General features: G+C 64.3%; 15 protein-coding genes. 10 read left to right on the forward strand and 5 right to left on the reverse strand.

What is annotated here, in order from left to right; all coding sequences use genetic code 11:
- The first annotated feature begins 2 nt into the window (after positions 1-2).
- On the forward strand, positions 3-1,196 hold the full coding sequence (locus QM712_RS02325) for a CaiB/BaiF CoA transferase family protein (protein ID WP_415021417.1): 1,194 nt from the start codon (positions 3-5) through the stop codon (positions 1,194-1,196).
- A 36-nt stretch (positions 1,197-1,232) separates the two neighbouring features.
- Here the strand turns inward: QM712_RS02325 and pstS are convergent, their stop codons facing one another.
- Entirely contained in the window at positions 1,233-2,285 is a 1,053-nt protein-coding gene (gene pstS, locus QM712_RS02330; protein WP_415021418.1) for a phosphate ABC transporter substrate-binding protein PstS, read from the reverse strand.
- A gap of 475 nt (positions 2,286-2,760) precedes the next feature.
- On the opposite strand from pstS, the gene QM712_RS02335 reads away from it, so the two are divergent.
- The 3 genes from QM712_RS02335 to QM712_RS02345 all read left to right on the forward strand — a co-directional run bounded on the left by QM712_RS02335 (position 2,761) and on the right by QM712_RS02345 (position 6,045).
- Entirely contained in the window at positions 2,761-4,320 is a 1,560-nt protein-coding gene (locus tag QM712_RS02335) for a L,D-transpeptidase (protein ID WP_415021419.1), read from the forward strand.
- 199 nt (positions 4,321-4,519) lie between these two features.
- Positions 4,520-4,960: a PqqD family protein gene (locus QM712_RS02340; RefSeq protein WP_415021420.1), complete on the forward strand. Its 441-nt coding sequence runs from the start codon at positions 4,520-4,522 to the stop codon at positions 4,958-4,960.
- 26 nt (positions 4,961-4,986) lie between these two features.
- On the forward strand, positions 4,987-6,045 hold the full coding sequence (locus QM712_RS02345; RefSeq protein WP_415021421.1) for a hypothetical protein: 1,059 nt from the start codon (positions 4,987-4,989) through the stop codon (positions 6,043-6,045).
- Here QM712_RS02345 and QM712_RS02350 read toward each other — a convergent pair.
- Positions 6,026-6,754, reverse strand: coding sequence for a glycosyltransferase (locus tag QM712_RS02350; protein WP_415021422.1), 729 nt, complete (start codon positions 6,752-6,754; stop codon positions 6,026-6,028). The genes QM712_RS02345 and QM712_RS02350 overlap by 20 nt on opposite strands.
- Positions 6,755-6,821: 67 nt before the next feature.
- Here QM712_RS02350 and QM712_RS02355 point away from each other — a divergent pair, with 67 nt between their 5' ends.
- Together QM712_RS02355 and QM712_RS02360 are read left to right on the forward strand one after the other, a co-directional pair.
- Positions 6,822-7,907, forward strand: a complete 1,086-nt coding sequence (locus QM712_RS02355) for a glycosyltransferase family 4 protein (protein WP_415021423.1) — start codon at positions 6,822-6,824, stop codon at positions 7,905-7,907.
- A 5-nt stretch (positions 7,908-7,912) separates the two neighbouring features.
- Positions 7,913-8,596, forward strand: a complete 684-nt coding sequence (locus QM712_RS02360) for a glycosyltransferase family 2 protein (protein ID WP_415021424.1) — start codon at positions 7,913-7,915, stop codon at positions 8,594-8,596.
- Positions 8,597-8,610: 14 nt separating this feature from the next.
- On the opposite strand, the gene QM712_RS02365 is transcribed toward QM712_RS02360, so the two are convergent.
- Positions 8,611-9,510: a hypothetical protein gene (locus QM712_RS02365; protein WP_415021425.1), complete on the reverse strand. Its 900-nt coding sequence runs from the start codon at positions 9,508-9,510 to the stop codon at positions 8,611-8,613.
- Between the two features lie 129 nt (positions 9,511-9,639).
- On the opposite strand from QM712_RS02365, the gene QM712_RS02370 reads away from it, so the two are divergent.
- Both QM712_RS02370 and QM712_RS02375 read left to right on the forward strand, forming a co-directional pair.
- Positions 9,640-10,422 (forward strand): glycosyltransferase family 32 protein, encoded by a 783-nt coding sequence (locus QM712_RS02370; protein WP_415021426.1) that lies wholly within the window; start codon positions 9,640-9,642, stop codon positions 10,420-10,422.
- Positions 10,423-10,447: 25 nt separating this feature from the next.
- Positions 10,448-11,209 carry a hypothetical protein gene (locus QM712_RS02375; RefSeq protein ID WP_415021427.1) on the forward strand — a complete coding sequence of 254 codons (762 nt, stop codon included), beginning with the start codon at positions 10,448-10,450 and terminating at the stop codon, positions 11,207-11,209.
- Here the strand turns inward: QM712_RS02375 and QM712_RS02380 are convergent.
- Both QM712_RS02380 and QM712_RS02385 read right to left on the reverse strand, forming a co-directional pair.
- On the reverse strand, positions 11,183-12,766 hold the full coding sequence (locus QM712_RS02380; protein WP_415021428.1) for a nucleotidyltransferase family protein: 1,584 nt from the start codon (positions 12,764-12,766) through the stop codon (positions 11,183-11,185). The genes QM712_RS02375 and QM712_RS02380 overlap by 27 nt on opposite strands.
- 182 nt (positions 12,767-12,948) lie before the next feature.
- On the reverse strand, positions 12,949-13,983 hold the full coding sequence (locus QM712_RS02385) for an AraC family transcriptional regulator ligand-binding domain-containing protein (RefSeq protein WP_415021429.1): 1,035 nt from the start codon (positions 13,981-13,983) through the stop codon (positions 12,949-12,951).
- Between the two features lie 270 nt (positions 13,984-14,253).
- On the opposite strand from QM712_RS02385, the gene QM712_RS02390 reads away from it, so the two are divergent.
- Positions 14,254-14,838, forward strand: a complete 585-nt coding sequence (locus QM712_RS02390) for a HutD family protein (protein ID WP_415021430.1) — start codon at positions 14,254-14,256, stop codon at positions 14,836-14,838.
- Positions 14,839-14,952: 114 nt separating this feature from the next.
- Positions 14,953-16,149, forward strand: a complete 1,197-nt coding sequence (locus QM712_RS02395; protein WP_415021431.1) for an adenylate/guanylate cyclase domain-containing protein — start codon at positions 14,953-14,955, stop codon at positions 16,147-16,149.
- Positions 16,150-16,405: the final 256 nt, after the last annotated feature.

Raw genomic sequence — 16,405 nt, forward strand, 5'->3', positions numbered from 1 at the left:
CGATGACAGCGACAGGTCCCCTCAGCGGCATCCGCGTTCTCGATCTGACGAGCGTGCTGTTCGGCCCCTATGCCGCGCAGATGCTCGGCGACTGGGGCGCCGATGTCATCAAGGTGGAGCCGCTGACGGGAGATACGTGGCGTTATGCGGGCCTGTTCCGGAACCGTGGCATGAGCGGGCAGTTCATGGCGGTCAACCGCAACAAGCGCAGCCTGGCGCTCGATCTGAAGCACCCGGACGGCAAGGCGGTGCTGGCGAGGTTGATCCCGACGGTCGATGCGCTGGTGACCAATGTCCGGCCGGCCGCGATGGCGCGGCTCGGCTTCGGCTACGACGCCTGCGCGCAGCTCAATCCGAAGCTAATCTACGCCGCCGCCACCGGCTTCGGCCAGGACGGTCCGTGGGCGGCCCGCCCCGCCTTCGACGAGATCATCCAGGCGGCCTCGGGGCTGGCATCCTCGATCGGATCGGACGAGGAGCCGGAGTTCATCCCGAGCCTTGTCGGTGACAAGATCTGCGCCATGGCGATGGTCGGCGCGGTGTCCGCGGCCCTGTTCCGGCGCGAACGGAGCGGGCAGGGCCAGCTGGTCGAAGTGCCCATGCTGGAAACGATCGCAGGCTTCAACAGCATCGAGATGCTGGGCGGACATGCGTTCGATCCGCCGATCGGCCCGACCGGCTACAAGCGGATGAAGGAGCGGCGCCCGGTCCGGACCAAGGACGGCTGGCTGACCATGCTGCCCTATTCCGGGGACAATTGGTGCGCCTTCTTCGAGGCCGTCGGCCGCCCCGAACTGACCGAGGAACTCGCCGTACGCGATCCCGTGCTGCGAGCCCAGAACATCGACAAGATCTACGACCGCATGAGCGAGATCGGACCGACCCGCACCACGGCGGAGTGGGAGGAACTCCTGCTGCGGCTGGACGTGCCGCATACGGCCTTCGCCCGGCTCACCGAGATCACCCAACAGCCGCATCTTGCCGCTGTCGGGTTGTTCGCCGATATCGACCATCCGACCGAAGGGCACATTCGCCAGGCGCGTCCTGCGACGAAGTTCTCCGAGAGCCCCGCGGGCATCCACCGCATGCCGCCTCACCTCGGCGAGCACTCGCGCGAGGTGCTGCGCGAGGCCGGCCTGAGCGATGCGGAGATCGATGCCTTCGTCGAAAGCAAGGCGGTCGGCGTTGGGCCGTAGGGCCGGGCGCGTCGCGTCCAGCCCCTGCGTGCGGCGTCAGCGCTTGCCGGCCGCCGCCGTGATCGTCGGCGCTGCCTCGAAGCTCTGCTGCCAGTAGAGTTCGACCTGCTCGATCAGGGCAGCCGGCAGAGGAACGTAGTTGAGGGTTTCCGCCTGCGGCTTCCCGTTTTCCAGCGACCAGCGGATGAAGTCGATCGCGGTGGCCGCCCTGTCCAGGGATAGCGGCTGCTTGGGCATCAGCACGAATGTCGTGGCGGTGATGGGATAGGCATCCACTCCCGGCGCGTTGGTCAGCACGAGGTGGAAATCCTTCTCCGCCTTCCAGTCCGCGCTCGAGGCCGCCGCCTGGAATGATGCGGCGTCCGGAACGACGAAATTGCCGGCACTGTTCTGCACCACGCCGAAGGAGATCTTGTCGAGCCGTTGCAGCGCGTAGGCATATTCGAGATAGCCGATCGCACCCGGAACGAGGCTGACGAGCGAGGCGACGCCGTCATTGCCCTTTCCGCCGACGCCGAGCGGCCATTCGACGGAGGTGCCAGATCCAACACTCGCTTTCCATTGCGAGCTGACCTTTGACAAATAGTCCGACCAGTTGAACGTCGTTCCCGATCCGTCGATGCGATGAACGACGGTGATCGGTGCGTTCGGCAGCTTCAGATCGGGATTGATCGCCTGAACGGCCGGATCGCTCCAGGATTTGACCTTGCCGAGATAGATGTCCGCGAGCACTTGCCCGGTGAAACGAATCTGCCCCGGCTTGACGCCCGCGATGTTGACGACAGGAACGACTCCCCCGATGACGACGGGGAACTGGATCATGCCGAGTTTATCCAGCTCTTTCGGGTCGAGCGGCATGTCGGTCGCGCCGAAGTCGACGGCGGCCTTCTTGATCAGGCCGACGCCAATGCTCGATCCCACCGGTTGATAGCTGACGATGTTGCCGGTCTTCGCCTTGTAGCCGTCGATCCATCTCGCCATCACTGGCGAGACGAAGGTTGAGCCTGCTCCCTTGGTTTCGCCAGCGAAGCTTTGCGTCGCTGCGACCAGAGCAGAGAGGATGATCGGTAGCCTGAGATGCTTCATCATGCGCGCGAAGGTAGCAGCATGAGGAGGAAGCCTCTGTGGCCTATGTCACAAAAATGTAACGTAAGCCGAGCCTCTCCGATCGGCCGGTGGCCTCATATTCGTCTTGCGAATCGCGGTGTCTGCCTTCCGGCCTTGTGCTCGTCTCATTCGCATTGTTCGGTCGCTCCGGCGGGACGACGACGCGGCCGGCGGTGGAAGCCGCTGGCACGGCTCCGCTCCGCACGTGGAGGGCTGGAACTCCTGCGTTCGCCGGGGCGTAGACATCTTGCCGCAGCGGCTGGCTCGGCCTCGGGGCGGTCCCGATCGCGGGCGACCCTTCCTCCTGCGCGGGCCGTCGTATATGAGAGATTTGCCGCGGGAACTCGCTGAATTTCCTCGGGAACGACACGGACAGCGGCTGCGATTTCTTAATCCAAAGATCGCAATCTGAGATGTGATCGACACAGGCACGGCTGGCATTGAACCGGGGAATGGCATGAAAAACCGATTGACGATGGCGCAATCCACCGTGGCGATGCGGCGTCGGAGATCTCCCGGAAGCGTCGCGCTTGCGACGGCGGCTGCCCTGGTGGCGCTGACCGTGGGAGCTGCGGCCAAGCAGGCGCGCCAGACGGTCGAGGCGGTGGCGCCGCGCGCGGCGGGCGAGCCGATCATGGCGATCGTGTCGATCAAGAGCCAGCAGGTCACCTTCTACGATGCCGACGGCTGGATCCTGCGCGCACCGGTGTCGACCGGCACCACCGGCCGCGAGACGCCGGCGGGTGTCTTCGCCGTGGTCGAGAAGGACAAGGACCATCACTCGACCATGTACGACGATGCCTGGATGCCGAACATGCAGCGCATCACCTGGAACGGCATCGCGCTGCACGGCGGACCGCTGCCGGGCTATGCGGCCTCGCATGGCTGCGTGCGGATGCCCTTCGGCTTTGCCGAGAACCTGTTCGACAAGACCCAGATCGGGATGCGGGTGATCATCTCGCCGCTCGACGCGGCTCCGGTCGATTTCTCTCATCCCTCGCTGTTCGTGCCGAGCAAGGCCGCGATCGCGGCGGTTCCGTCTCGCGCCGACAAGCTTTCCGCCGAGGCCGAGGAGGCCGCCCGCGCCGCCGACGAGGCCAAGAAGGCCGCTTCGGCGGCGGCGAAGGAGGCCGCCTCGCTTCCGGCGTCGCTGCGCAAGCTCGAGCAGCAGAAGAGCAGAGCCGATGCCGAACTCGCGTTTGCCGACAAGAAGCTGGCGGGGGCGAAGACCGACCAGGCCCGGGCACAGGCCGATGAGCTGAAGCAGAAGGCCGCCACCAAGGCTGCGGACGCAGCGACGCAACTCGACGCGGCCAAGGCCGCCGCGCAGCCGAAGCGCGATGCCGTGGCGGCGACCAAGGAGGCCTCCAAGGCGGCGGCGGCGAAGAAGGCCGACGCGGTGAAGGCTTCGACCGACGCCAAGCTCGCGCTCGAGCCCGTCTCGGTCTACATCAGCCGCGCGACGCAGAAGCTCTACGTGCGCCGCAACACGCACAAGCCGGCACCGGACGGCGGCGGCGAGGTGTTCGACACCAGCATCGAGGTTCCCGTCTCGATCCGCAATCCCGACCAACCGCTCGGAACGCACATCTTCACGGCGATGGCGCGGAACGATGCGGGCCTGCGCTGGAGCGTGGTCACGATCGACAATGGCGACGACGCCAAGGACGCGCTCGACCGCATCACCATCCCGCAGGAGATCATCGATCGCATCGGGCCGACCGCATTGCCGCGTTCCTCGATCATCGTCTCGGACGAGCCGCTGAGCGCCGAGACCAACTATCGCACCGAGTTCGTCGCCGTGCTGAGCAACCACCCCCAGGGCGGCTTCATCACGCGCAAGCCGACCGCACCGCCGATGGCCATTGCGAGCGATGACGGCTGGGACAATGGCGGCAACGGCTTCGGCTTCTTCTTCCAGCAGCGCGAACCGACCCCGCAGCCGGTCAATCCGCGCCGGCGCAGCCAGTATCAATATTACCAACCGGCGCAGCCGGTGCAGCGGGGCTTCTGGTAGGGCCGCGCGCCTGCGGAACGCGTCCTGGCCGGGCGCATTCTCCGCGGATTCCCGCTTGGGGTGAGCGAAATATCCGATCTATTTTGGATTGTGCCGGTGAGCCGGCCATTTTCCGCCGGGAGAACCGTGCCTTACGGGCGACTTGGCGGTTGACAGTGCCGGCTTTCTTCGGTGAAAAAACCGAAAAGCGGGGCTCGTCGTGGATATCAAGACATTCAGAATCAAGCCATCGACCGTGCACGACACGTTCGGCGACGAGACGGTGATCGTGAATCTGGATACCGGGAGCTATTACAGCGCTCAGGGCTCCGCGAGCGCCGTGTGGCGCCTCGTCGGCGAGGGCGTTCCGGACCGGACGATCGTCGATCACTACACGGCCGCTCACCCGAGTGACGCATCCGACGTCGCCCGCGCCCTGGCCGATTTCTTCGCGCAGCTCGTCGCGGAGTCGCTCGTCGAAGTCGACGCTTCCGCCGGCGGCGAGCCCGGACCAGCGCCGATCGCCGCCGCGAAGCCCGATCAATCCTTCGTGCCGCCCGTCCTGCAGAAGTACACCGACATGGAAGAGATGCTCCTGCTCGACCCCGTCCACGAGGTCGACGAGCAGGGCTGGCCGACGACCCGAAAGCAGCTCGACTAGCACCTTCGATTGCCATCGAGATATTGATGCCTCCCGGACATTCGAACGCGCAGCGCCCGGCGGACTATTTCGAGGCCACATTTCGAAAATTCCAGGATGTCGCGTCATCCCGCCCGATCGTGTCGCGTGACATCCTTCTCGGGGAGCGGACCGTCAGGCTTCGCGTGAGCGCGGGCGCGATGGCGCAGGCGATCCTGCCCGCATTCGCGCATCTGGTGACCGAGCCGGTCACGGAGCCCGACCTCACCGTGTGCGCGTGGGACAGCGAGAGCACCGGCTCCGCGCCGGTCTCGCCGGGCTGGACCATCCAGGACTATCGGCGCGAAGGCTTCATTTCCGGCTTCAACGACGACCGGTTTCACACCGCCTTGCAGTTCGATCCGTTGATCCTCCGGATGCTGGATATGGAGCGCCGGCACGCGCTGTATTGGACACGGTCGGCCGCCGAAATGCCGCACTGGGAAATCGGTGCGCCGATGCGGCCGCTGCTCCACGAATGGCTCCAGCGCGTGGGCTATGTCGCGGTTCATGGCGGTGCAATAGGGCATCCCGACGGAGGCCTCTTCTTGGCCGGCGCGGGAGGGCGCGGCAAATCCAATGTCGCGCTCAGCTGCCTCCGTTCGGGCCTGCGTTATGCGAGCGACGACTTCTGTTTCCTGTCCGCGGCGCCATGGGTCGTGCACAGCCTCTACAGCACCGGGAAGCTCTCAGGCGGAGACCTCGCGCGGCATCCGCTTCTGGACGGGCTGGCATCGAATCCCGACCGGCTGGATCGTGAGAAGGCGATCTTCTTCCTGCACGACCGCTTCCGCGAACGCCTCGTGCGCTCGATGCCTCTTCGCGGTGTCGTACTGCCGTGGGTCGTCGCGCATGGTCCGTCCGCGATCTCCCGGATATCGCCCGAGGTCGCGCAACGCGAAACGGCGTTGAGCACGATCGAACTGTCGCGCTGGACGGGACAGCATACCCTGGTCAAGGTCCAGGAGATGCTGCGCGACCTGCCGTGCTTCGAACTGCAGATCGGTTCGTCGATCGACGAGATCCCGCCGTTGCTGACCCGGCTGCTCAGCGACCTCCGGGCGTAGCGCCGTCCTTGCGCGCCGCGAGAATGCGCTGCCGGGCGTTGTTCAGAACCGCGCTCCGCCACCAGGTTCCCGCCCAGTGATGAACGACATAGGAGGCGTCTCCGCTCGCGGCCTCGCTCGTGTTCTGAAGGAAATGATCGACCGGATAGAACACGTTCGATGGCAGGACCGTGATGCCGCTCTGCGCGGGATAGGATTCATAGGCTCGCGTCAGGACGAACGGGCCTGTCGCCTCCAGCACATTCGGTTCGTCGCGGGCGGCCTCCATCAGCGGCAGAAGGTGCTCCCAGAATGGATGGTTCGGGATCGCGGCGAAGATGGCGTTGCAAACGATCCGGCTCAGGCCGCGAGATGCGACGGCCGGCTTCTCGACATGCGCCTTTGGCTCGAAGCCGAAAATCAGCTCCCGGCCGGTCAACAGATCGTCGAGCGGGCGTAGGCACTCGCAGTCGAGATCGGCGTAGATTCCGCCATGATGCGCCACCACAAGACATCGCGCCAGGTCGGCCCTGTTCACGGGATGCCGATAGCCATCATAGGTCGGAAGCAGGCGAGGATAGAACTGCTCGACGAAGCGCCTGTTGTCGTCGTCCGTCCAGAAGCGATACTCGTAGTCGGGGTGCTTGTCCCGCCAGGTTTTCTGGTAAGGCAGCCAGCGCTCCGGGACGTTCTCATCCTTCCACGATTGATGAATAATTCGTGGTATCATCGTTGGATTGCTAGCCTCCGGATTTTCTGTGCGCATACTGTACCAATGTAACGGCTTCCTGTTAAGCATGATCGGTGGAGCGGAGGTTCTCTCGTTCCATCTCACCCGGGAATACATTCGGCGCGGGCACGACGTCCTCGTCGTTGCGGCCTGCGAGGCGTCAGATCGCGCGGGTCGCCAGACCTATGCCGGCATCGATATCGTGCGTCTTGAATTCGGCGCGGCTCTCGCAAGACGCGACCTGTCTGCGATCCGTGGGATCAACGACCAGTTGGCCGGCTTGCTGGATGACTTCCGCCCCGATGTCCTGCACCTCAACGATGCCCTCTTGAGCTCGTTCTTCTTTCAGCGCGGCGGTTCGACCGGAGACTTGCCGCGGATACTGACGCTGCATTCGACGATCAGAAGCGACAAGGGAACGCTTCAGGATCGCCTCATCGCGGATGCCGACCGCGTCGTCGCGGTTTCGCAGGCCCAGGCGGACGCGATCGCGGCGGCCGTGCCGGCGGCCTCCGCCAAGCTTTCGGTGATCCGCAATGCGCTGCCGATGCCTTCCATGATGCCGACCGAAGTCCCGAAGGGCTCGGCCAGGCTGCTGTGCCTCGGCCGGTTGCTGTCGGACAAGGGATTCGATGTTGCCATTCGCGCGATGGCGCTGCTGCGATCGAGGGGCGTTGCTGCGACCCTGACGATCGCGGGCGACGGACCGGAGCACGGCAGCCTCGTGTCGCTGGCAACCGAGCTCGGCCTCGCCTCACAGGTCGAGTTCGTCGGCTGGGTGATGCCGGATGACGTGCCCGGGCTCATCGACGGCTCTGCCATCGTCGTGGTGCCGTCGCGCTGGGCCGAGCCGTTCGGGCTGGTCGCATTGCAGGCGGCGCAGATGGCGAGGCCCGCGATCGTGTCCAATGTCGGCGGTCTTCCTGAGATTGTCGAGCACGGCAGATCGGGGCTCGTTGTCGAGGCGGAAGAGGCGGATCAACTCGCCGGCGCGATCATGCAGCTCCTGGGCGATCCCCCTGCCGCGCGGAGTTTCGGCGCGGCCGCGAGGCAGCGGGCATGCGATCGATTTGACTTCTCGCGGCTTGTGAGTGACTACGAAAATGTCCTGCGGGAAGCGACGTTGCTTCGCCGGGGACCGCAATCAGGATAGCGCCGATGCGGAACGACGTGACGGTGATCATTCCCGTCTACAATGGTGCCCTCTATCTGGCCGAATGTGTCGCCAGCGTGCTGGACCAGACGCTGGCGGCCAGCGAGGTCATCATCGTCGATGATGGATCGGAAGACGCGACCCCCGACGTTGCCGCCGCGTTGGGGGGACGCGTCCGCTATCATCGCATTCCGCATGGCGGCCTGCCATATGCCCGCAATGCCGGCATCGCGCTCGTGCAGACGGAGTTGATCGCTTTCGTCGACAGCGACGATCTCTGGCTGCCGCGAAAGCTCGAATTGCAGGTGGCGGCGCTGGCGCAAGCGAAGCCTCCCGCCATCATCTTCGGGCACCTGCAGCAATTCGTCAGTCCCGACCTCGCGCCGGAGGAGGCGGCGTTGCTCAGGGCGAGCGATGCGGCGATACCCGGCTGGCTCGGCTCGACGCTGCTCATGCGCAAGCGTGACTTCGAACTCGCAGGCCGTTTCGACGAGTCGCTCGCGCTGGGCGAATTCATCGAATGGAGTTCACGCGCCAGAGATGCCGGTATCGAGCAGATCATGATTCCCGAGACGGTGTGTCGGCGTCGCCTTCACCGCGCGAACATGAGCCGAGGGATGTCCAGCAAGCAGATGCAGTACGCCCAGATGCTCAAGAAGGTGCTCGACCGCCGCCGCGGATCGACCTGACGGCGCGCCCCGAACTATTCATACTGCGACAAGGCGCGGGCAATGTCGGCGCGCAGCCGGGCCTTGTAGGCGCGCCACCACGTGGACAGGTCCGCCTGGAGACGGTCGAGCGCCGCCGGGCGGGACATGAGATCCCCGGCGAATGCGGCCGCGTCAGCCCAATCGAAGAAGGTCGGAATCGGGTGCGGTCCGAGCAGGCGGTCGTGGTAACCCCTGTGATAGGGTGACTCCGCATAATCCCGGATCAAGGGAATGCAGCCCCATTCGAGCGCATCGTAGAGGCGGTTGCACTCCGGGCTCCAATTGCCTTTCGGATTGGGCACGAACACCGTGTTCTTGTAGATCGCGACCGACGTCGCGTTGAAACGCTGCGTCGAGGCGGCGAATGAGCCTGTCTTCCTGACATAGTGCTGGCCCGGCAAGGTCGTCATCGCGGGCAGCATTTGGGTCGATCGCTCGTGCTTCATGCTCCCCATGAAGGAGAACGAGATCTTCCGGCTGCCGGCATCCGGGAATTGCTCCGACATGTTCCGGAAGCCCGACGCATAGCCCAATGGAATCTGCATCAGCCTCGGATGGCGTTCGTCGAAGATGGCTGATCCGTTTCGGATGATGAGATCGCAGTGCTCGTGAAAGGCCTGGCCGACCTCGATGAACTCGTCGCTCATGTGATAGACGACGAGCGGGCGGGGTAGGCGTCGCAGATACGCGACGAGATCGTCCTGGCTGGTCTGGTTCGGGCTGGAAATGCACGCGATGGAGCGCGGCAGAACGCATGCGAGGCGTGGCGCCCCGGCATAGTCGACAACCTTGGTGTCGACGGGAATATCGGCCGTGATCTCGGCGAACCAGTCGCGCTCGATGCAGGACGTCAGATCGTCAGGGTCGACTTGCCAGATGATATTCCAGGCCATGCGACGGCGACTGTCCTTGATCCGACTTCACGGGGAAGGCGCATGTGCGGGCGCGGCAGGTTGTTTTCGCGTATCCGTTGTCATAGGCTTGACCAGCTCTCCCCCTCGCGCCCTGTTCCTGCGGAATTTATGATCGAGCGCAACATTCTTCAAACCTGGAAATCCAAGGTCTCCCTGCCCGAGAACTTCGATTATTGGAGAGGCACAGTAAAGCGGCTCAATCCGCAGTTCTCCCATTATTTTTGGGACGACGCGGACAACCGGGAATTTGTCAAAAACCATTATCCCTGGTTTCTGGCAACCTACGACGGCTATCCGGCCGAGATCTACCGTGTCGATGCGGTTCGTTACTTCTGGCTGTACCATTTCGGCGGCGTCTATATCGACCTCGACAGCGAGTGCCTTCGTCCGCTCGACGATCTCTGCCGAGCTCATGACGGGGTCGTCCTCGGCCGGATGGGAAACGATCCGGAGTTCGTTCACTCCATCCCCAACGCCGTGATGATGTCGGCGCGCCGGCAGCAGTTCTGGCTCTATGTCATGCACCTCCTGATGGTGCCGACGTCCACGCGCACGAACCCGGAGGACCTGACGGGGCCCATCATCCTGAAGGCGGCCGTCGATGCCTACACCGCGCGCGATCGCGATCCGCGCGTGACCGAAGCGATCGCCACGGTCCAGGCCTTGATGCCGAAGCAGCTTTGGCCCGAGGGCGGAGTGACGTCCGTCCAGATATTGCCTTCCCACTATTTCTATCCGATCGACTGGTCGAATCCGGTTCATCAGGCCTATTTCAGGAAGAGGATCATCACGAACGGTCGCCGGTTGTCTTCGGCGCAGGCCACCCAGCTCTTCCCAGAATCCTACCTGGCGACCTATTGGGCGCACTCCTGGGACTATCCTCAGAGTTGAACGACATTGATGAAATGATTCACGAATGAGCGCTCCTGCAGCAGATGTCCGCTTTGTCATCATCACGAAGAACGGCGCGGGATGGCTGAATCCGATTCTGGATGGCTACCGACGGCTGCACATCGAGCCGTTCGTCATTCTCGATGAGTCCTCGTCCGACGGGACCGAGGACATCCTCAAGCGGCGCAGCATCGGCTATGCGAAAGCACGCGCGGAGCATCCGCGTGTCGAGGCGCTGATCAAGTTCGTGCCGGAACTCGTGCCTTCGAAATGGGTCGTTCGCCTCGACGACGACGAGTTGCCGAACCGGTCGCTCTGCGAATGGGTTCTGGCCGGTGCGCAAACGCTGCCGTACAAGGCTGTCGGCTTCCAGCGCCGGACCATCCGCATCGCACCTTCCGGACGTTGCGAATACTCCCGTCATCCGACCATCGTCTCGCGACTCGGCGTTCTCGACGCGCAGTGGCGCATGTTCCAGCCCGATGCCGTCAGCTACATGTCCGACATCCACACCCCCGGCTTCCGGGTGCCCGCGGGCAGTCCGATCGCGCCGCGACGGGCTTTCATCGCGCATTTCACGTGGCTGGTTCGCGGCCTTGCCGACCGCCGCGAGCAGGTTGCCCGATACGATCTGCAGGCGCCCGATGCGGGCTCGCGGTTTCGGGACGTCTCCCTGTGGGAAGAGAGCGATATCGAGGCGCATCGATTTGCGCCGATGGAGACCGACGAATTCGATGCCGCCGTCGCGGCGCTGCGTCGTTCAGGCGACGACGACCCGGACGCCTGAGAGCAAGATGCCGAGACGGCGCCAATCGGGCGCGCCGCCGGAATGCCGTCCCGGTTGCAGGGGGTTGTCGATTTCGAGTGTGACCAGCAACGTGCTGGTCGGTTCGGGAAGTTCGGGACCGACGCAGAGCATTTCGGTTTGCCCGTCGCGGCCAAACACCAATCGTCGTGTTGCGGTCAGGCGATCGTTGAAGAAGACCGACAAGTTGAACTCGGTGTGCTTGTCCGTCAGCGCGGGAACGAAGGTCAACGACAGCGCCGGCAGCTTTGTGGTGGGGTGGTCCAGGCGTATGCCCAGAATTGCCTGGTAGCCGTCGCTCCATCGTCCGGAGACTTCAGCGATCGACCATCCATGCACGAACATGCCCTCCGTGACCGCGCTGCCGATATCGCGAAGGTCCGACAGACCCGGGAGTTGCTCCGGTCTGGGCAGTGCGACTTGCCCATCGTAGATCAGGTAGTCTCGCCACTTTGCAGGCTGGCCGAGGCGGCGATAGAGGACGCGGCGCAATGCCTGCGGCAGGTTGTTGGTGCCGGTCTCCTCGACCAGTCGGGCGGCCGCGACCCTCATTGCCGACGCATTGAAAAGATCGGCCCGGCCTCGTCGAAACTCCTGCAGTTTGATGAAAGAGCCGGAGAGCCCCTGTCGCCAGCGATCCGGCGGCCGTTTGAGGATTCGAAGCTCGGTGCGTTCGCGCCGCGTGGATTGCCGTCGAAGGTCGTGAACGGCACCGGCCGGGATCGGCAGATCCAGCAGGGTTTTCAGCAGATCGACCGCATTGGCCATGACGGCGGAAACGCGGTGCTGGAGCGCGCGCGCGGTCACGATCTGCCAGTCGATCTTGCCTGCATGCTGCAGCACCAGGGCGGCATCGACGATCGAGCGGAGCGAGGTCGGCTCCGAATCTCTTGCCCCGTGTGCGCAGACGTTGATCAACTGGTCCTCGGGCGCGAGGATGCGTGTGGATATCCCTTCGAATTGCACCGGCCGGGTGTTTCGCCACAGTTCCCTGTCGCTGTCCGGCCGGCGGTCGAAATGCATCGCGTTCCAGTGAATGTCGACCTCTTGCTGCGCGGCATTCATGAACGGCCAGCCGGACAGCGCGCGATCGGGAAGCAGCTTTCCGGACAGGCTTGCCCCGGTCGTGAACCGCGGATGTATGCCGAGGTCCGCCAGGACCGCGATGGCTTGATCGACCTGATCGTCTCGGATCAGCATGTCGATATCGTTCATCGGCCGGGTGCTGCGGTCCGCGATGCCGCTGGCCAGGAGCGAGGTTCCCTTCAGGGGCACGACGTCGATGCCGACGCGTTCGAATTCCCTGAGGACGCTGGCGGCCAGGCTGATGAGCTTGAGGTTCTTGGCCCAGATGTATCGGCGCAAGCCCTTGATACGTTCGGCGAGCGGATCGTCCTCGCTGCGCTGCACCAGCCTTGCGTGCAGCAACGGCAACAGCCTGTGCCAGCGATCGGGCAGCGTCTGCCAGTCCAGATGCTGGCGCCAGCGCCGGTATGCAGCAGCGGCCCTGTCCCCTTCACCGAGCGCGGCGACCAGCAATTCGAAATCGGCGCTTGAAAGGCTCGGCGCGAGCTGAAAAACACGTTGATCGAACAAATTCGGATTCTCGGATATGTCTTTCGAGGCAGAACGCCAAAATCCGGTCATTGATAGCTTGAGGTCCGATCCGATGGCAACCCGCGAGTGCCCGGTGTTGTACCGCTGGATGCTGAGCGGCGCGGCTATTTCGAGCGGTCTTCCATCCGCCATTGCCGCGGCGTCATGCCGAACCAGCGCCTGAATGCATGGGTCAGCGTGCTGACCTCCTGATAGCCCAGGAGCCAGGCAACCTGCGAAACCGACAGATTGCTGTGAGCGAGGTAGGCCTTGGCCAATTCGCCTCTGTAGTCGTCCATGATCTGCGAGAAGCTTTCTCCGTCTGCCGCCAGCTCGCGGGCGAGCGTCCGGGCGCTCATGCCGAGCTGCTGCGCGACCGTCGATACGTTCGCCCTGCCGTGAGGGAGCAGCGGAGCGATGACGGCCTCGACCCTGGACCGCAGATTGGTGCGCGGCGCGGTGCGGCGGGCGAGAAGCTCCTCCGCATATTTCACCAGCAGCTGATGCAAGTGACGATCACTGCCGACGATGGGCAGGCTCTTGGTCTGGTTCGGAAGGACGATCTCGTCCTTGCTTGCGCCGAAAGCGACATCGCAACCGAAAAGCGCGCGGAACTCGGGCGGCGTGCCGTCGCGGAAATGCTGCAGCTTCAGTTCCAGCGGCGCGATCCGGGTCTCGGTCATCTGCCTGCACATGCGGATCATTGCGACCAGCCAGAACTCGATCTGGTGGCGATCGGATGTGCGCTCGACGCCGACATAGTCGAGCGTGATGGTCATGGACAGGCCGGTCCGGTAACCCAGTCGCACGCCGTCGTTGACGATGGTGGTGTAGCGCTGCGCGCTGACCAGGGCATCGCTGAAGCTGTTCGACGAAGCGAGGACATAATAGAGCAGCCCGACCTCGCGCAGGTCGAAGTCACGCGCAAGATGGAAGCCGAGAAGATTGTCGTCGAGCGCTTCCGCCGCGACCTGCACCAGCTTGATCTGGCGCCGGACCTCGATCGACTCGCGGTCGATCTGCTCGATGCTCAGTCCCGCCTTTCGCAGCAACGGTTCGAGCGGCAGTCCCGCGTTGCGCAGCTTCGCACAGGCGAGCCGGGCGATCGTCCCGGCGGCACTCGGGACCGAACGAAGCGGAAATTGTCCGGGTGCATCCATGGCCGTACCCCGACTGGCTGGACCATTTGGCCCATGGTGCCGACAATAGCAAAATATTGGCGGGAGAGCACGGGCGAGCACGCGCGTTGGTTCGTCAGAGCGGGAGCGGCCTCGACCGGACCTGCATCGAGCGCGGAGCCGAGGATGTCGAGGTTTCCGGCGGCAGCGTCAATGCGTGCGGCCTTCGTCGAAACCGTTGGCAAAATCGGCCGATACCGCGCATGATGCGCGCGGATGCCCGCGCAGGCCTTTCCCGGACGATCCCACGACATGAAAACCACGCTGCTGAAATCCGACGACTACACCCGCTCGCCCTGGAAGAATGGCGGCGGCGTGTTTACCGACATCGCGGATGCCCATCGTGCCGATGTGCCGGTGAAGGATTGGGACAGTCTGCTTTGGCGCTTCGCGTCCACGCCGATCGTGGCGCCGGGGCCGTTTTCCCATATGCCCGGCATCGATCGCCTGCAGATGGTCGTTGACGGGCGCGGGCTCGTGCTGAGGGCGCCCACGCGGGAGTTCGACGAGCGTGAGCCCTTCACGACGGTGCGCTTCACCGGGGAGCTCGAGATCGTCACCGAGCTCGAAGCTGGACCGGTCGAAGTCGTGAACCTGATGGCGCGGCGTGGTGCTGCGGAGATCGAACTCCTGGCGCTTCGGGAGCCCGGCGATCGGCCGCTCGCGGCGGGCACGCACCTCGTCTACGCGGCTCGCGGCGATTGTCGAGTCCGCCTCGACCGAGAAGACGTGGCCATCCCGGATCGCGGCACGCTGAAGGTCGAACTGACCGGGACCTCGAAGCTGACGCTGGTTTCGGGGCTGGCTGTTCTGGGGTCGATCCGCCTCGTCGGTTAGGCGCGGGCTGCCCCGGCACGGAAGTGCGCACAATCCGGGCATTCGGTCAGGTTGACGTCGTGGCGCAGGAACACGATATCTGCGGTGATGCAAGACCCCGCCCAGAGGCAGGATATGGACGCGCCGTCAATCGACAAGGTTCCCACCACGCAGGCCGATAGTGTCGTCGACTGGCTGACCAACGGCACGCGCGACGAGCGCTTCATCGACAACATCTTCGCCGGCATGTGCATCCGCCTGCAGCAGGCCGGTATTCCCGTCAAGCGGGGAACGCTTCACGTCCTGATTCATCATCCGCAATGGCTCGGCGCCCGGTTCATGTGGGCTGACGGCATGCATGACGCGAAGATCGAGCGGGTCGACTACGACGTGCGCGAGCGGTCCGAATTCATCGGCAGTCCGGCCAATGAATTGCAGGACGGAGCGACCGAGGTGCGCGAGAATCTCGAGCGCGATCCGGCGCTCGGCCGCAAGCATGCACTCTATGACGAGATGCGGGCAATGGGCCTGACCGACTACGTGGCGTGGCCGCTCTACCACACGCTCGGCAAGCGGCACCTCGTGACGTTTGCGACCAGCCGTCCCGGCGGGTTCGACGATTCGCACATCGCTGCTCTCAAGAAGTTGCTGCCGGTGCTGGCGCTCGTGAGCGAAATCCGCATCAAGAACCGGCTGGCCCGCACCCTGCTTGAAACCTATGTCGGATCTCATGCCGGCGAGCTCATCCTGGCGGGCGCCACGCGGCGCGGCAGCGGGACGACGGTGCGCGCCGCGATCATGATCTGCGACCTGCGCGATTTCACCCGCATCTCGGACAACTGGCCGCGCGACGACGTCATCGATCTCCTCAACGACTATTTCGACGCCATGTCGGAGCCGATCGTGCGGCACGGCGGAGAGATCCTCAAATTCATCGGCGATGGCCTGCTCGCCATCTTTCCGCTCAATGATCCCCTCGCTTGCGCGAACCTGCTGCGCGCGGTGACCGAGGCCCGGCAGGGCATGGCCGCCCTGAACGACAGAAACAACGGGACAGGCCGCGCGCCGCTAAATTACGGCATCGGCGTCCACGTCGGGGACGTGATGTACGGCAATATAGGATCGAGCACGCGGCTCGACTTCACGGTCATCGGTCCCGCCGTCAACATGGCCTCGCGCCTCGAAACGCTCACCAAGCAATTGGGGCGGCCCGTGCTGCTGTCGCGGGCGTTCGCCGATTTCGTCAGGGACGAGTTCGATCTCGAGCGCGTCGGCGAGCATCCGGTGCGGGGCTTCAGCGAGCCGATCGAGCTGTTCGCCTATCACGGCTGAAGCACGATCCAGGGGGCGTGCCGCTGCAGCGGCCGTCGCCGGCGGCACGCGTGCGCCGCCTCGCATCAGGCCACTGGGCCTGCCGGACCGATCGACCGTCACCGCCGGTCGCCGCGCTCATTCCCGCCGCGCGCGAAAGCGGCTTGTCACTCCGTTCGAAGCCGCACCCGAGATCCAGAATGGCCCGGCTCTTGCTTTCCAAAGTATGATAGTTCTAAGTAAACGTCATACTCGGTGGCGGGTTGGATGGGGCAGT

This window comes from Bradyrhizobium sp., from assembly GCF_047605465.1.
In the GTDB taxonomy this organism is placed as follows: domain Bacteria; phylum Pseudomonadota; class Alphaproteobacteria; order Rhizobiales; family Xanthobacteraceae; genus Bradyrhizobium.

What these genes read in the sequence shown, in the direction of transcription:
- QM712_RS02385 (WP_415021429.1), bottom strand. Translation starts at nt 13,983, where the DNA reads ATGGATGCACCCGGACAATTTCCGCTTCGTTCGGTCCCGAGTGCCGCC.
- QM712_RS02325 (WP_415021417.1), top strand. Translation starts at nt 3, where the DNA reads ATGACAGCGACAGGTCCCCTCAGCGGCATCCGCGTTCTCGATCTGACG.
- QM712_RS02375 (WP_415021427.1), top strand. Translation starts at nt 10,448, where the DNA reads ATGAGCGCTCCTGCAGCAGATGTCCGCTTTGTCATCATCACGAAGAAC.
- QM712_RS02350 (WP_415021422.1), bottom strand. Translation starts at nt 6,754, where the DNA reads ATGATACCACGAATTATTCATCAATCGTGGAAGGATGAGAACGTCCCG.
- QM712_RS02390 (WP_415021430.1), top strand. Translation starts at nt 14,254, where the DNA reads ATGAAAACCACGCTGCTGAAATCCGACGACTACACCCGCTCGCCCTGG.
- QM712_RS02370 (WP_415021426.1), top strand. Translation starts at nt 9,640, where the DNA reads ATGATCGAGCGCAACATTCTTCAAACCTGGAAATCCAAGGTCTCCCTG.
- QM712_RS02395 (WP_415021431.1), top strand. Translation starts at nt 14,953, where the DNA reads ATGGACGCGCCGTCAATCGACAAGGTTCCCACCACGCAGGCCGATAGT.
- QM712_RS02365 (WP_415021425.1), bottom strand. Translation starts at nt 9,510, where the DNA reads ATGGCCTGGAATATCATCTGGCAAGTCGACCCTGACGATCTGACGTCC.
- QM712_RS02360 (WP_415021424.1), top strand. Translation starts at nt 7,913, where the DNA reads ATGCGGAACGACGTGACGGTGATCATTCCCGTCTACAATGGTGCCCTC.
- QM712_RS02345 (WP_415021421.1), top strand. Translation starts at nt 4,987, where the DNA reads ATGCCTCCCGGACATTCGAACGCGCAGCGCCCGGCGGACTATTTCGAG.
- QM712_RS02335 (WP_415021419.1), top strand. Translation starts at nt 2,761, where the DNA reads ATGAAAAACCGATTGACGATGGCGCAATCCACCGTGGCGATGCGGCGT.
- pstS (WP_415021418.1), bottom strand. Translation starts at nt 2,285, where the DNA reads ATGATGAAGCATCTCAGGCTACCGATCATCCTCTCTGCTCTGGTCGCA.
- QM712_RS02355 (WP_415021423.1), top strand. Translation starts at nt 6,822, where the DNA reads ATGATCGGTGGAGCGGAGGTTCTCTCGTTCCATCTCACCCGGGAATAC.